Origin of the sequence: Peptoniphilus sp. HCN-40583, assembly GCF_037892835.1 — a bacterium.
GTDB classification, from domain to species: Bacteria; Bacillota; Clostridia; order Tissierellales; family Peptoniphilaceae; genus Aedoeadaptatus; species Aedoeadaptatus rachelemmaiella.
Window position 1 is genome coordinate 26,606 of sequence record NZ_JBBKBU010000023.1, and the last position, 14,064, is coordinate 40,669.

At 50.3% G+C, this 14,064-nt stretch carries 13 protein-coding genes; all 13 read right to left on the minus strand.

The features are described from left to right. Nucleotides 1-4: 4 nt before the first annotated feature. The 13 genes from asnS to mraZ all read right to left on the minus strand — a co-directional run bounded on the left by asnS (nucleotide 5) and on the right by mraZ (nucleotide 13,952). Nucleotides 5-1,393: an asparagine--tRNA ligase gene (asnS, locus tag WKT05_RS07800; protein WP_340413645.1), complete on the minus strand. Its 1,389-nt coding sequence runs from the start codon at nucleotides 1,391-1,393 to the stop codon at nucleotides 5-7. Further along, nucleotides 1,374-2,699 carry a replication-associated recombination protein A gene (locus WKT05_RS07805; protein ID WP_340413631.1) on the minus strand — a complete coding sequence of 442 codons (1,326 nt, stop codon included), beginning with the start codon at nucleotides 2,697-2,699 and terminating at the stop codon, nucleotides 1,374-1,376. Before WKT05_RS07805 ends, asnS begins: the two co-directional genes overlap by 20 nt. A 5-nt stretch (nucleotides 2,700-2,704) precedes the next feature. Next, on the minus strand, nucleotides 2,705-3,166 hold the full coding sequence (nrdR, locus tag WKT05_RS07810; protein ID WP_340413632.1) for a transcriptional regulator NrdR: 462 nt from the start codon (nucleotides 3,164-3,166) through the stop codon (nucleotides 2,705-2,707). Nucleotides 3,167-3,220: 54 nt separating this feature from the next. Further along, the gene (ftsZ, locus tag WKT05_RS07815) at nucleotides 3,221-4,312 is read right to left on the minus strand and encodes a cell division protein FtsZ (protein WP_340413633.1); all 1,092 of its coding nucleotides are present in this window, start codon (nucleotides 4,310-4,312) and stop codon (nucleotides 3,221-3,223) included. A gap of 107 nt (nucleotides 4,313-4,419) precedes the next feature. Beyond that, nucleotides 4,420-5,355 (minus strand): cell division protein FtsQ/DivIB, encoded by a 936-nt coding sequence (locus WKT05_RS07820; protein ID WP_340413634.1) that lies wholly within the window; start codon nucleotides 5,353-5,355, stop codon nucleotides 4,420-4,422. Beyond that, nucleotides 5,352-6,449 (minus strand): undecaprenyldiphospho-muramoylpentapeptide beta-N-acetylglucosaminyltransferase, encoded by a 1,098-nt coding sequence (gene murG / locus WKT05_RS07825; RefSeq protein ID WP_340413636.1) that lies wholly within the window; start codon nucleotides 6,447-6,449, stop codon nucleotides 5,352-5,354. The genes WKT05_RS07820 and murG overlap by 4 nt, the downstream gene beginning before the upstream one ends. Beyond that, nucleotides 6,446-7,543, minus strand: a complete 1,098-nt coding sequence (locus WKT05_RS07830) for an FtsW/RodA/SpoVE family cell cycle protein (protein WP_340413637.1) — start codon at nucleotides 7,541-7,543, stop codon at nucleotides 6,446-6,448. Before WKT05_RS07830 ends, murG begins: the two co-directional genes overlap by 4 nt. Before the next feature lie 7 nt (nucleotides 7,544-7,550). After that, nucleotides 7,551-8,861 carry a UDP-N-acetylmuramoyl-L-alanine--D-glutamate ligase gene (gene murD / locus WKT05_RS07835; protein ID WP_340413638.1) on the minus strand — a complete coding sequence of 437 codons (1,311 nt, stop codon included), beginning with the start codon at nucleotides 8,859-8,861 and terminating at the stop codon, nucleotides 7,551-7,553. A 9-nt stretch (nucleotides 8,862-8,870) separates the two neighbouring features. Further along, a complete protein-coding gene (mraY, locus tag WKT05_RS07840; RefSeq protein WP_340413639.1) occupies nucleotides 8,871-9,830 on the minus strand; it encodes a phospho-N-acetylmuramoyl-pentapeptide-transferase in 960 nt (319 codons plus the stop codon). A gap of 14 nt (nucleotides 9,831-9,844) precedes the next feature. Further along, a complete protein-coding gene (locus WKT05_RS07845; RefSeq protein ID WP_340413640.1) occupies nucleotides 9,845-12,058 on the minus strand; it encodes a penicillin-binding transpeptidase domain-containing protein in 2,214 nt (737 codons plus the stop codon). 100 nt (nucleotides 12,059-12,158) lie between these two features. Then, on the minus strand, nucleotides 12,159-12,566 hold the full coding sequence (locus WKT05_RS07850) for a hypothetical protein (RefSeq protein WP_340413641.1): 408 nt from the start codon (nucleotides 12,564-12,566) through the stop codon (nucleotides 12,159-12,161). Between the two features lie 13 nt (nucleotides 12,567-12,579). Beyond that, the gene (gene rsmH, locus WKT05_RS07855) at nucleotides 12,580-13,512 is read right to left on the minus strand and encodes a 16S rRNA (cytosine(1402)-N(4))-methyltransferase RsmH (protein ID WP_340413642.1); all 933 of its coding nucleotides are present in this window, start codon (nucleotides 13,510-13,512) and stop codon (nucleotides 12,580-12,582) included. Between the two features lie 8 nt (nucleotides 13,513-13,520). Continuing rightward, nucleotides 13,521-13,952 carry a division/cell wall cluster transcriptional repressor MraZ gene (gene mraZ, locus WKT05_RS07860; RefSeq protein WP_340413643.1) on the minus strand — a complete coding sequence of 144 codons (432 nt, stop codon included), beginning with the start codon at nucleotides 13,950-13,952 and terminating at the stop codon, nucleotides 13,521-13,523. Nucleotides 13,953-14,064: the final 112 nt, after the last annotated feature.

Consider the following 14,064-nt stretch of genomic DNA (forward strand, 5'->3'; position numbering starts at 1 on the left):
CTTTCTAAAACTCTGCATTGCCGACGGTCCGCGGGAAGGGAATGACGTCGCGAATGTTTTTCATGCCGGTAATGTACATAACGGCTCGCTCAAATCCCAATCCGTAACCGGAGTGAACCACGCTACCGTAGCGACGAAGGTCCATATACCAGCTGTAGCTTTCTTCGTCCAGACCGAAATCCTTTAATTTTTCGACGAGGACATCCATTCGCTCTTCCCGTTGGCTGCCGCCGATGATTTCGCCGATGCCGGGCACCAAAAGGTCCATGGCGGCGACGGTCTTCTTGTCTTCGTTTTCGCGCATATAGAAGGCCTTAATTTCTTTCGGGTAGTCTACGATGAAGACGGGCTTTTTGTAAACTTCTTCCGTAATGTAGCGTTCGTGTTCCGTTTGAAGATCGATGCCCCAGCTCACCGGGTACTTAAATTCGTGATCGCTCTTTTCCAAAATCTCGATGGCTTCCGTGTAGGTGATCCGAACAAATTCCGATTCAACCACATTTTTCAGGCGATCGATAAGGCCTTTGTCGATAAAGGAATTGAAAAATTCCATTTCTTGAGGCGCGTGTTCGAAAACGTAGCGAATAATGTACTTAAGCATATCTTCCGCCACATTCATATTGTCTTCTAAATCGGCGAAGGCCATTTCCGGCTCGATCATCCAAAACTCTGCCGCGTGGCGTTGGGTGTTGGAGTTTTCAGCGCGGAAGGTGGGTCCGAAGGTGTAGATGTTTCTGAAGGCGGTGGCGAAGGCTTCCCCTTGCAGTTGACCGCTGACGGTAAGATTCGTATGTTTGCCAAAGAAGTCTTCACTGAAATCCACTTTGCCTTCGTCGTCTTTCGGGGGATTGTTCAGATCCAAGGTTGTAACTTGGAACATTTCCCCTGCCCCTTCGGCGTCGCTGGCCGTAATAATCGGGGTGTGAACGTAGACGAAACGGCGTTTTTGGAAGAATTCGTGCACGGCAAAAGCGATTAAGCTACGCACCCGGAACACCGCTTGGAAGGTGTTGGTGCGGGGACGAAGGTGGGCCTTGGTCCGTAGGTATTCAAAGGTGTGGCGTTTCTTTTGCAGAGGATAGTCGCTTTCTGCCAAGTGTTCCGGCGTGATTTTTTTCGCGTGAATTTCAATGGGTTGTTTTGCTCCCGGGCTTTCAACCAATTCCCCTTCCACGCGAATGGAGCTGTAAATAGGGTATTTGGCGATTTCCTTAAAGTTTTCGATGTCTGATTCATAAACCACTTGAATGCCGTCGAAGCCGCTGCCGTCGGAGAGTTGAATAAAGCCGAAATTCTTCGAATCTCTGGAGGTTTTCACCCAACCTTCCAACACCAAATCTTGGCCTAAGTAATCTTTATAGTTCTCTAATACTTCACGAATTTCCACTGGTATCCTCCTGTTTGATCTCTCTTAAATAGGCGGCGAGCTTTTTTTCGTAGCCTCTTTCCGTCGGTCGATAGTAGGTTTTTTCGTTCATATCCAAGGGCAGGTACCGTTGCGGTACATAGCCCTTGGGGTAGTCGTGGGGGTAGCGATAGCCTTCGTGTGGATCCATCGGCTGATGCTGATCCCGTAAGTAAGGCGGGATCACAGAGCCCACGCCTTTTTTTACATCGCTCATAGCTTCTCCGATGGCCAGGTAGCTCCGATTGCTCTTCGGCGCCGAGGCCAAGTAGGCCGCCGTTTGCGCCAAGGGGATTCGCCCCTCGGGCATGCCGATGATGCGTAGGGCCTCGAAGCAGGCCACAGCTAAATTTAACGCGTGGGGATCCGCATTGGAAATGTCTTCCGAAGCGGAAATAATCATGCGCCGGGCGATGTACTCCGGCTCTTCGCCCCGATCCAACATTTTCGCCATGTAGTAAATGGCCGCGTCGGGATCCGAGCCGCGAATGGATTTAATAAAGGCGGAAATCATATCGTAGTGATTGTTTCCGTCTCGGTCGTAGGCTTGATTATTCGTCATAGACGCATCGGCTAGATCCTGTGTCGTAATGTGGATGCGCCCCGCCTCATCCGGCGGCGTGCTCAATACCACAATCTCTAAAAGATTCAAGGCGTATCTTCCGTCGCCGTGGCTTAAATCGATGAGCCCCTCCAATGCACCGGCCTCAAAGGCCACGTCTTCTTTTCCGTAGCCCTTCTCGTCGTCATTAAGGGCCCGCATTAAAAGTGCTTTGATGGCATTGTCGTCTAAGGGATAGAGCTGCACCACCTGCAACCTGGAAAGCAAGGCGCCGTTCACGTAGAAATAGGGATTTTCCGTGGTGGCACCCATTAATATGATCTTTCCCTTTTCCACGTAAGGGAGCAGCACATCTTGTTGGGACTTGTTGAATCGGTGGATTTCATCTAAAAACAAAATCGTCTCCCGACCCTGTGCCCCCAGCCTCTCCTCGGCCTCTTCCAGCACCTTGCGAAGCTCCTTCACATTGCTTGTGACGGCAGATAAGGGCACGAAGGCCCGATGGGAATCCTTCGCCATGATCTCGGCCAAGGTGGTCTTACCGATGCCCGGCGGCCCGTAAAAAAGCAAAGAGGGCATAAAGCCCGATGCCATGAGCCTGTGAATGTATTTGCCCGGGCCGATGACGTGTTCTTGGCCCACGTAATCCTCAAGGGTTTCGGGCCGCATGCGCTGGGCCAGGGGCGCGCTTTTTTCTAAATGATTTTCCGCTTGAAATGAAAACAGATCCATAACAATCAGTCCGTTTTCTTTTGTCGCAACGCTTCCAGCTCCGCCATGAAGCTGTCGATGTCTTGGAACCGGCGATACACAGAGGCAAAACGGACATAGGCCACTTCGTCCAAATCTTTCAGCCGTTCTAAAATCATTTCGCCGATTTCATCCGATGAAATCTGCTTGACCATCTTCGCTTCCAGCGTCATTTCGATATCATCCACCGCCGCTTCCATGGCTTCCAAAGGCACGGGGCGTTTCTCACAAGATTTAATCAGCCCTTTTAAGATTTTATTGCGATCGAAGACCTCGATGCCGCCGCTTTTTTTCTTCACGGTCATGGGCACGACTTCTATCTGTTCATAGGTCGTGAATCGTCTGCCACAGGCCATGCATTGACGTCTGCGCCGAATAGAGGCGCCTTCTTCTGTGGGGCGGGAATCCACGACCTTCGATTCTTGATGTTGACAATAGGGACAGCGCATGATTCACCTCCTAAACGAGAAAAGACGTATCCTGAAGGATACGTCAAAAATCTCTTATCTCATTCTGCGAAGAAAATCCGGGATATTTAACTCATCATCCTTATTTTTCTTGGCGGATCCTGTTTTTTCTTCTTTTTTATCGTCGCCTGATCCGACAAAGCTCTTGCTTGTTTTTTTCGGTTGAACGTCGCGATCATCGCCGAATTCCGTGGCGATCACCGTGATCTTTACTTGATCCTTTAGGGACTCATCGATGCCGGCACCAAAGATAATGTTGGCTTCTTCGTCTACGGTGGAGCGGATCAAATCGGCGGCTTCATTCATTTCAAACATACCCAGGTCGTTGCCGGCCGTGATGTTTAAGAGTACGGACTTGGCGCCTTCGATGGATGTTTCCAAAAGGGGACTTTCTACGGCATTTCTTGCCGCTTCCGTGGCGCGCTCGTCGCCGGAGGCGTAACCGATACCCATGTGGGCGATGCCCTTGTCGTGCATAACGGTCTTTACGTCGGCGAAGTCAAGGTTAATGACATTGGGGACGCTGATTAATTCGGAAATCCCTTGGATCCCTTGTTTCAAAATTTCATCGGCCATTTGGAAGGCTTGGGAGAAGGTGGTCTTCTTATCGGAAATGCTGAAGAGGCGATCGTTGGGAATGATGACCAAGGTATCGACTTTGCCTTGTAATGCATCGATGCCCTTTTCCGCTTGTTTCATGCGGCGAGCGCCTTCAAAAGCGAAGGGACGGGTTACGACGCCGACCGTAAGGGCACCAAGTTCTTTCGCTACATCGGCAATAATCGGAGCCGCACCGGTACCGGTACCGCCGCCCATGCCTGCCGTAATAAAGACCATGTCCGCGCCTTCGAGGGCTTCTCTGATTTCATCCAGGCTTTCTTCAGCGGATTGTTCGCCGATTTCCGGATTGGCGCCGGCGCCTAAGCCTTTGGTTACCTTTTCGCCGATTTGAATTTTCGTTTCAGCCAGGGAATTTTTAAGTGCTTGGCGGTCGGTGTTTACGGCAATAAACTCGACGCCTTTCACCCCTGCATTAATCATGCGGTTGACGGCGTTGTTACCGCCACCGCCGACACCGGCTACTTTAATTTTTGCAAATTCTTCGTGATCCATATCAAAATCCAACATATTACTCCTCCTAGTCGCGCACAATGGGCCTTTAATATCATATCAATTGATTCTATTTTATAGACAAATAGCCTACAAGTCAAGATGCCTTCACGGCTCAATCTACCTTATTCAGCGGCATCTGTGGCTTTCGACGGTTCTCGCTTTTCATCGTTGCGGGCATCAGGGTCTTTTTCGATTTTTTTCACTTTGCCGTCTTCGTCCCTTTTATCTCTATCCGCCTGCTTTTCCCCTTCTTCTTCGAAGGAACCTTCATTTTCCGGCGCCTCCTCTTCGTCTAAAGACGAGGGTTTGACGGCCACCGGATGATCCCCCTGATCCAGATAGATCTCGCGGTAGTCTTCGTTTTTCGCCTTCATTTCTTTGCGGATTTCTTCCAGCTGTTTCGTCTTGTATTCCGCATCGTCAAAGCTGGAGATATGCACCATGGTTCCGTCGGAAAAAGCCACGCGCATGCCCCTGTCCAAAATGGAGACGGTGTGAATGTCTTTCTTCATCTCGGAGGCAAACAAGGTCTTAATCATGTGAATCTTTTTTCCGTTGCCCGTGCTTTTAAAGGCCACTTGGCCCATGCGCACCCCATGGGTGACGACGCCGGTGATCTTCGGCAAATTGGGATCGTAGGAGCGGGTGGTCTCCAGGGCGCGGAAATCGTCGTTGACGAGAATGTAGCCTTCGCCGCTGTATAACTGGGCGAAGGGCTTTTCTTCTTCGATGGAAATGGCGAGGGTATGGGGAAAGCTGAGCCCGATATGAGCCTCTTTAACATAGGGAATTTGTTCCAGGCGATTTTTCAGCTGCTGCTTATTTAATCGGAAGTAGCTTTTTCCCATGGATTCTCGGGCGATCTTCACCACGGTGTTTTTGCTCACGGCTTTCGTGCCGGCGACTTCCACGTCTTTCATAGCCGTAAATCTCGAAAAGCCGAAGAGGCCGCCGATGATGATGGCTAAAACGAGAACCAAAGCGATGCGCCGATTGCGGTATTTTCGCTGCAGTTTCTTTTTTCGCCGCGGACGTTTTCTCGGTTTTTCAGGCTTCATGGCGTCACAAGTCCTAAAATCGCCTCGGCAATGGCATTGGTGCCCTTGGTGTTGACCATGTGGTAGGCGTTGGCGCCCATTTCACGCCGCATTTCCTCGTCATCTAAAAGGGATTCCACCGCACTCAAAAGCACATGGCCTGTGAGCTCGTCTTCTTCGATGACCACGGCCGCACCCTTTTCTTTATAGCTCATGGCGTTATGGTATTGGTGATTGCCCGCCGTATATGCTTTAGGAATCAAAATGGAGGGCAGGTGCATGGCACTGATTTCCGCCAAAGTCATGGCCGATGAGGATGCCACCACCAAATCGGCTACGGCCAAGTATTCCGGGATTTGATGGGAGTAATCCAAAATGGTGTAGGAATCTTCGTACACATCGCTCATGCGATGGGTGAAGTCGTCGTAATGTTCTTTTCCCGTAATATGCACCAAGTGGAAGTTTAAGTGCGGGTGTTTTTTCATGATTTCAAGTACGGCTTCATTGGTGGATTCCTGTCCGCCGCTGCCGCCGAAGGAAAGGACCAGGGGCTTGTCTAAATTGTAGCCTACGGCTTCTCTTCCCGTCTCTTCGTCGATTTTTTCAAATGAGGCGCGAATGGGATTGCCGGTGTAAAGTTTTTTTGTATGTTCCGGAAAATATTTTTCCGCTTCTTGAAAGCTGTAGGCGATTAAATCCACCCGCTTGGCGAGCAGGCGATTGGTTTTTCCCGGATAGGCGTTTTGTTCCTGAATCGCCGTCTTAATGCCCATGTTCTGTGCTTTCAAGACGATGGGTGCGCAGACATAGCCTCCGGTGCCTACGACCACATCGGGGCGAAAGTCTTTTATAATCTTTCCCGCATCGCGCAGGCCGTGGAACAATTCCATCATGGTCATAATGGATTCTTTGTTGATTTTCTTTCTGGGAAGACCCTGGATGTGTACCGGCGCAAAGGGAATGTTGTATTTGGCCGCCAGCTCTTCTTCCATGCTGTCTTTTTTTCCCACGTACAGAAATTCGATGCTGTCGTCTTTCTTTTCCATGGCTTCTTTAATGGCGAGGGCCGGATAGATATGACCGCCGGTTCCGCCGCCGGACAAAATGACTTTCAATGTAATTCTCCTTTTCTCGATAATCTAAGCAGTATGCCGCTCATGCCCATGACCAAGATCAGTGCCGTTCCCCCGAAGGACACATAGGGCAAGGTAAGGCCGGTGACGGGTAAAATCCCCACGGCCACGCCCATATTGAAAAAGGCCTGAAAACCAATGGAGAGAAAGATCCCCGTGGCGATGAGTTTTTCGTAGAGGCTTTTTTGCTTCAACGCCGTTAAAAACCCGCGCTGTATAAACAAGGCAAAGAGGGCAATGACTACCGTGGTGCCGATAAAGCCGAATTCTTCGCCGATGACGGCAAAAATAAAGTCGTTGTAGGCCTCCGGCAGGCGATCAAACACTTCGTGGGAGCGAAAATAGCCGATCCCCGTCATCGATCCCGTGCCGATGGCGTAAAGGGAATGGGCCAGTTGCCAGTCGGTGTTGGTGATGTCGTCGAAGGGATGAATGAAGGATGTCAGTCGCTTCATGCGGTAGGCCACGCGAAAAACAAATAGGTACATAAAGGCGAGGCCCATAGAAAAAATGCTGATAAATTCGGCGAGATTCATGCCGGAGATAAAAAACATGCCTAAAAGGCTAATGGCGATGACCATGGCCGATGAAAAGTCTTCTTTCATAACGATGACCACGGACAGCCCGATCACGGTGACAATGGGAATAAAGCCGCCTTTCTTCCTCTTTCCCCGGTGAAGCACGCAGAGATTCGCCGTGTAAAAAATCGACGCGTATTTTAAAATGTCCGCCGGCATAAACTGAATGTGGGTGTGGGGAATGGCGAGCCAGCGGGTGGCACCGTTGAAATTTACGCCGAGTTTGGTGTAGAGGGCGGCGCAAAGGGCCATACTCACGACCCACATGGGAAAGGCCAGGCGCTGAAATACCTTTAAGGGCACTACATAGCCCGCGCCGGCTGCCAACGTGCCGACGATGACACAGGCGATGTGGCGCTTTAGGTAAAAGGAACCGTCGCCGTGGTCGGCGAGGCCGCCGGTAAATGAGCTGGACGCCACCATAAAGATGCCAATGACCAAGAGAGAGACCATGGCAATAAGCAGGCGCGGATCAGCGTATTTTCGGATTCGTTCCATGGTTTTATCAGCCCCATCTCTCCCTTACAATTTGTTTAAATTCATCGCCCCGCACTTCGTAATTGGGGAATTGGTCCCAAGAGGCGCAGGCAGGAGAAAGCAAGACCGCCTCGCCGGAAACCGCCCGATCCATGGCCGCCTCCGTGGCCTCTTTCATGGTCTCAAACTCCAAGACCTCTTTCACGCCGGCTTCCAGGGCTTCTTCTTTAATGATGGCCTTGGTGGCGCCGTAGACATAGAGGCAGGCGATGGCATCGGCGTGTTTTTCAAAGAGGGCTTTAAAATCGCTTCCCTTGTCAAAGCCGCCGGCCAGTAAATGAATGGGCTTCGATAAACTTGCCAGAGCCACGTCGGTGGAATCGGGGTTGGTTCCCTTGGAGTCGTTGTAGTAGTCTACGCCGTTAAAGGTGTCCACAAATTCCATGCGGTGGCTGACGCCGCGATAGTTCATCAGCGTCTTTTTAATGGATTCCACGTCTACGCCGAGAACGTAGGCGCAAAGGGCCGCCTCCAGGGCGTTTCTTACATTGTGATCCCCCACGAGCAGCATGTCGCTGCGATTCATGAGAAAGACCTTCTCCCCTTTCAGGGACAGATACAGGGCCTCTTGATCCTTGAAGGCACCGTCTTGTTGGACGGGTGTGGTGCTTACCACCAGCGCCTGATCCATTTCTTCGCCGATCATGGCTAAGTAAGGATCGTCGATATTTAAAATGAGTACATCCTCATCCCGTTGATTGGCAAAGACTTTTTCTTTGCTCTTTCTGTAGGCTTCCACGGATTTGTGATGATCCAGGTGGTCTTCCGTAATATTGGTTAGTATCGCCACTTTCGGCCGGAAATCCAAGGTGGTTTCCAGCTGAAAACTGGAGCATTCGATAACTAAGTAATCGTCTTTTTTTGCCCGCTTCGCCAAGGGCAAGACGCCGACGCCGATGTTACCGCCTACATAGGCGACTTTTCCGCCGTCGATTAAAAGATGGTACAAGAGATCCGTGGTGGTTGTCTTTCCGTTGGTTCCCGTGACGGCAATGAAATTTTCGCAAGCACTCAGGTGATAGGCCACCTCGATGTCCGAAATAATCGGCACGCCTTTTTCCGCAAGAGAAGGCAACAGGCCGCTGTCCAGCGGAATCCCCGGGCTTTTTACGACGAAATCAACCGCTTCGCCGTCGTAAAAGGGCACCTCGTCTTCGACTAAATCCACGCGGTTTTTGTCGTCGTCGTAGACGTAAAGGGTATTGTCCGCCTTTAATGCGTCGATGGCACTTAATCCTGTGGTGCCTAATCCGTAAATTAATATGTTTTTATTTTCCATGATACGCTCCTAAAAAATCAAGAAGTAACTTATGATGCAAAGGATCAGCTCCACCACCGCAAACATGGCGACGATTTGCACTTCCCTCATCCCCTTCTGCTCGAAATGGTGATGAATGGGACTCATAAGAAAAATTCGCTTTCCCCTCGTTTTAAAGGAGATGACTTGTAAAATGACGGACAGGGTTTCGATAAAGTAGATGCCGCCGCAAATGGGAAGGAGCAGGGGCAGGTTCAAAAGGATGGCGATGGCGACCACGGCGCCGCCCAAGGCCAGGGAGCCCGTGTCCCCCATAAATACTTTCGCCGGGTATTTGTTGTAAAACAAAAATCCCAAGAGGCCGCCGGCTAAAGTCAAGCTGAATAAGGCGATGGCATATCGTCCCATTTTGGCGCTAACTAAGGCGAAAAAGAAAAGGAGAATCGTCGTTACCGTGGAAGACAGGCCGTCTAAGCCGTCGGTTAAGTTCACGGAGTTCACCGTGCCCACGACGACGAAAATAATAAAGGGAATAAAAAACATACCGAAATCCACGGCGCGCATGGTCCCCGGAAGGAGGACGGCGGTGGTTAAATTGTCAGAGCGAAGAATAAGAAAATATAAAAGCACGGCGATAAAAATTTGTGCCAGGAGCTTTTGCAGGGCCGTAAAGCCTAAATTCCTTTTATTGACCACTTTCAGGTAGTCGTCGATAAAGCCAACGAGGGCGAAGCCCAGGGTGGAGATAAACAGCACGACCACTTCGTAGGTCATATTTTTCGTAAGAAAGGTCCCGAGAAGGGCCGCCGTGAGAAAGATCACCCCGCCGATGGTGGGCGTACCCGCCTTGGACAGGTGACTTTGGGGGCCGTCTTCTCGAATTTCTTGTCCTGCGTGTAATCTTTGTAAAAGGGGAATGAAAATTTTCCCGCCGATCATGGCGAGAATCCATCCCGTCACCAGGCTGATTACTCCCGTGCCTATACTCATGCTTGCCTTCTCCTTTAATTGCTATGGCCCTTTCTGCGGGCTCTGTTCGTCTTTTCTTTCGATACGGTATTCCCGTTGTTCGTATTGTTTTGCTTGTCGGATTTCTTGTCATTGACATCGGCTTCAAATCGAATATGGATTTTTTCGCCCTTAGGCAAAAGCTCGCCGGCCAGGGGCTCTTGGCTCACTACCGTGCCTTCCCCTTCCAGTACATAGTCCAATTTGGAAGACTCCAGAATCTTTTCCACTTCTTTTTTCGTCTTCCCTTGGAAATTGGGCACACTGCGCTCTTTCCCGTCGTTGGGATCGATTTTTAAATCCACAATGGTGTTTTCGTCCACTTCCGTGCCGGCTTCCGGTGCCTGTTTAATGACCATGCCGAAGTCGCCGACATTTTCAGAGGCCATGTTGAATTTAAGTCCCGCATCGGTTAATACCTTTCCGGCATCTTCCAAAAGCATGTTCTTTACATCGGGCACGATGACTTTCTTCACCTTTTTCGATTGATCGCTGCCTGTCGGCGTCACGTCCCCTTCCTGCAGAGCCGCCGCCATAATTTCTGATGCGATGGGCGCTGCTACGGTGCCGCCGAAGTAATCCCCTTCAGGTTCTTCCACAATGACCAGTACCGTGTACTTAGGATCTTCGATGGGTGCCACGGATACAAAGGAACTGATGTATTTATCCTTTTCGTAGCCGCCGGTATCCGATACCTTGCCTGCGGTTCCGGTCTTTCCGCCCACGTGGTAGCGATTCACCGCACCCATGGTGCCCGTGCCGTGATCGACGACGTGCATCAGAAGGGTGCGCATGGTTTCGCTGGTGGATTCGCTGATAACCTGGCGACGGACGGTGCGTCCTTGTTTTACCAGGACATTGCCGCTTACGTCTTGAACTTCATCCACGACGTAGGGCTTTAAGAGATAGCCGCCGTTGGCCACTGCGGAAATCGCCGTTACCATTTGAACGGGCGTTACGGCAATGCCATGGCCGTAACTCATGGTAGCGAGACGCGCCTCGTTGATTTCATTGACGCTTTTCGGGACGATGCCTTTTTGTTCCGCCGGCAAGTCGATTCCCGTCACTTCGCCGAAGCCGAAGGCTTGAATGTATTTAAACAGTCCTTCTTTCGAAAGCTCTCTCGCGATGTTTACAAAGGTCACATTACAGGATTCGGAAAAAGCCTTGTCCATGGTAATGTCCCCGTGGGGATTGGGAAGGGAGGTACAGGTAATGGTTACACCGGGAATGTCGCGGACATAGCCCGTGCAGTAATAATGCTTTTTCGGATTGGTGGTGTTTTCTTCCAGCGCCGCCGCGGCCGTAATGGTTTTAAAGGTACTCCCCGGCTCGTAGGTGTCGCTGACGGAGAAATTCCGCCAATTGTCGAATAAAATCTTCGCCTGTTGCTCGCTTTTTAAATCCTTCCACACAGCCTTTTGCTCTTTCGTCGTCGGGCTGTAGGGGTGATTTAAATCGTAATCATCGGTGGAGGCCATGGCGCGGATGGCGCCGGTTTGCGTATCCTGCACGATGGCCGTCATGCGATGGGCGTGCTTTTTTTCTTGGTGGGTATCTAAACAATCTTCCACTTTTCGTTGCAAAGATTCGGAAATGGTCAGCTTTAAATTGGCGCCGGCCTGAATGGGCAATTGATTGTTTGTTTTCTTGCCGAAAGTGGGCGCGAGGCGCAAGATATCGTCGTAATACTTTTCGATGCCGTAGCGGCCGTCTCCGTCTTTTGCCGCAAAACCGATGACCAAAGAGGCCAAGTCGTTGTTGGGATAGGTGCGGGCTTCGAAATCTTCCACCACGACGCCGGGTATGTCGGAGTCTTTCAGGCGCAAGGCCACGGAGCGCTCCACATTTTGCTTCAACGGAACGTGGCCGCTTTTTTTCATGCGCGCATCAAATTGCGCCTCGGTCATATCCAGGGACTTCAGGGCGAAGCGTTTCAGCTTTTGCACTTCCTTCTCCCTGTCTTTCGCTTTCGCCAACACCCTTGTATCTACATAGATGTCGGATTTGCTGATGTTGGCTGCTAATTTATTTCCGTCGGCATCAAAAATCAAGCCCCGCTCAGGCTTTACCACGCCTTTTGTCGTCGATGCCAGGGCTTGGCGCGTTAAATTATCGGAATCGAAAATTTGCAAATAGCCTACGCGCAACCACAAAATAAAAAAGAGCAAGAAGAGAAACGCATATAGAAACGCCACTTTTCTGTCCATCTTCCGAAGATGGTTCAAAAGAAATCGACGATTCCTACTTCTCTTCCTCACTCTTTTCGTTTGTTTCCTATTCTGCTCCCCCACAAGAGCCTCCCACTATTTATTTAAAAATGTGCAGTACCGAGATCATCGGATTCAGGTAGACGTTTTCGTTGACATCATTTTCTTCGTTGCGTACTTTGACGTCGATGTATTTTACCTGATCGTTATCGGGATAGACCATCCCGAGCTGAAACTTTGCTTTTTTCATCATCTCGTCTGAATTTTTTATTTCATCTAAGTCGGCAATCATGTCCCTATGGGTTTTGTCCATGTCGACCAAGGCCTTGTTCTGTGTTTCTATGGCCGCATTTAAAAGGGCGATATGCGTATGGGCCTTCAGCTGCAAACAGGCGGTTATCCCGAGCATACAAAGAATCATCCCGATAAGGGCCGAACGGGAAACCCACTTCCGCTTCAGCCCGGTGGCGGGCCGCCGGCGGGGACGTTTATTTTCGACTCGTTTCATTATAACACTCCCCTTAAATTTTTTCAGCTATACGTAGCTTTGCCGAATGGGCCCGATGATTTCGTTTTAATTCTTCATCCGATGCTGTCACGGGCTTTCTGGTTATGATTTCTATTTCACGCTTCTTGCCGCAGGTACAAATGGGTTGCCTCGGCGGACAGATGCAATCTTTATACAGATACTGGAAGCTGTTTTTCACGATTCTGTCTTCCAGGGAATGGAAGGTGATGATTCCCAGCCTTCCGCCGGGCTTTAGAAGACGCACCATGTCCGGAATGGAAGATTCCAAAACGTCCAGTTCCCGATTCACGGCGATGCGCAGGGCTTGAAATGTTTTTTTCGCCGGATGCCCGCCCTCTTGGCGCACTTTTTTCGGAATAGCCTTTTTTATGACCGACACCAGTTGGAAGGTGGTGGTAATGGGCGCCTCTTTTCGCTCTTTTACGATAAATTGGGCGATGCGCTCGGCCCAACGCTCTTCCCCGTAGCTCTTTATGATTTTCGCCAGGTCTTTTTCGCTGTAGGTATTCACGATGTCTGAAGCCCTTAAGGATGCGCTTGTATCCATGCGCATATCCAGGGGCCCGTCGAAGCGATAACTGAATCCCCGCTCCGCCGTGTCAAATTGATGGGAGCTTACGCCGATATCCAGCAAAATCCCATCTGCTTTTTCAATATGTAAGGCCTTTAAAATGGCCGGCATATCGACGAAGTTTCCCTTTACCAGCTGAAAATTTCCGCCAATGCTCTCCAGGTGCTTTCTCGCAGCCCCAAGGGCCGCGTCGTCTTGATCGATGCCGATCAAAAGGCCACCTTTAAGCCGCTTTAAGATTTCGCCGCTGTGACCCGCACCGCCTAAGGTGCCATCGATATAAATGCCGTCGGGATGAATCTTTAGCCCCTCGATTACCTCGTTCATTAAGACGGGCTCGTGTTGAAATTCCATGTTCCCTCCTAAATGCCGAGATCGGATAATTTTTGGGCGATTTGATCGTAAGACAATGCGTCGTCGTCGGTGTAGTCATCCCAAAGGGTGTCAGACCAAATTTCCATGCGGGTACCGACGCCGATAATCACCGCGCTACCGTCTAATTTCGCATAATCCGTCAGATTTTGCGGAATGCGCACCCGGCCCTGCTTGTCCAGCTCGCCGTCACATGCGCCGGAGAAAAAGTAGCGAACGAAGGCGCGGGCGTCTTTATTGGTGAGAGGCAATGTTTTCAGCTTCTCTTCCATGCGGCGCCACTCGTCCATGGGGAATAAAAAGATGCACTGATCTAAGCCCTTGGTCATGACGTAGCCGTCACTAATGCCTTCGCGAAATTTCGCCGGCAAGACCAAGCGCCCTTTTGCATCCATGGTGTGTTTTACTTCACCGAAAAACATAGCGCCCCCATTTGAACCCTTTTCTACCACTTTCTCCCACTTATCTATATTTTACACCATTTTATTGGGTATTCAAGCACAAATTAAAAAAAACCACCTAAAAAGGTGGTTT

Bases quoted from the DNA above. Each gene is read 5' to 3' on its own strand.
- WKT05_RS07805 (WP_340413631.1), bottom strand. From the start codon at position 2,699: ATGGATCTGTTTTCATTTCAAGCGGAAAATCATTTAGAAAAAAGCGCG.
- nrdR (WP_340413632.1), bottom strand. From the start codon at position 3,166: ATGCGCTGTCCCTATTGTCAACATCAAGAATCGAAGGTCGTGGATTCC.
- ftsZ (WP_340413633.1), bottom strand. From the start codon at position 4,312: ATGTTGGATTTTGATATGGATCACGAAGAATTTGCAAAAATTAAAGTA.
- WKT05_RS07820 (WP_340413634.1), bottom strand. From the start codon at position 5,355: ATGAAGCCTGAAAAACCGAGAAAACGTCCGCGGCGAAAAAAGAAACTG.
- WKT05_RS07830 (WP_340413637.1), bottom strand. From the start codon at position 7,543: ATGGAACGAATCCGAAAATACGCTGATCCGCGCCTGCTTATTGCCATG.
- murD (WP_340413638.1), bottom strand. From the start codon at position 8,861: ATGGAAAATAAAAACATATTAATTTACGGATTAGGCACCACAGGATTA.
- mraY (WP_340413639.1), bottom strand. From the start codon at position 9,830: ATGAGTATAGGCACGGGAGTAATCAGCCTGGTGACGGGATGGATTCTC.
- WKT05_RS07845 (WP_340413640.1), bottom strand. From the start codon at position 12,058: ATGGACAGAAAAGTGGCGTTTCTATATGCGTTTCTCTTCTTGCTCTTT.
- WKT05_RS07850 (WP_340413641.1), bottom strand. From the start codon at position 12,566: ATGAAACGAGTCGAAAATAAACGTCCCCGCCGGCGGCCCGCCACCGGG.
- rsmH (WP_340413642.1), bottom strand. From the start codon at position 13,512: ATGGAATTTCAACACGAGCCCGTCTTAATGAACGAGGTAATCGAGGGG.
- mraZ (WP_340413643.1), bottom strand. From the start codon at position 13,952: ATGTTTTTCGGTGAAGTAAAACACACCATGGATGCAAAAGGGCGCTTG.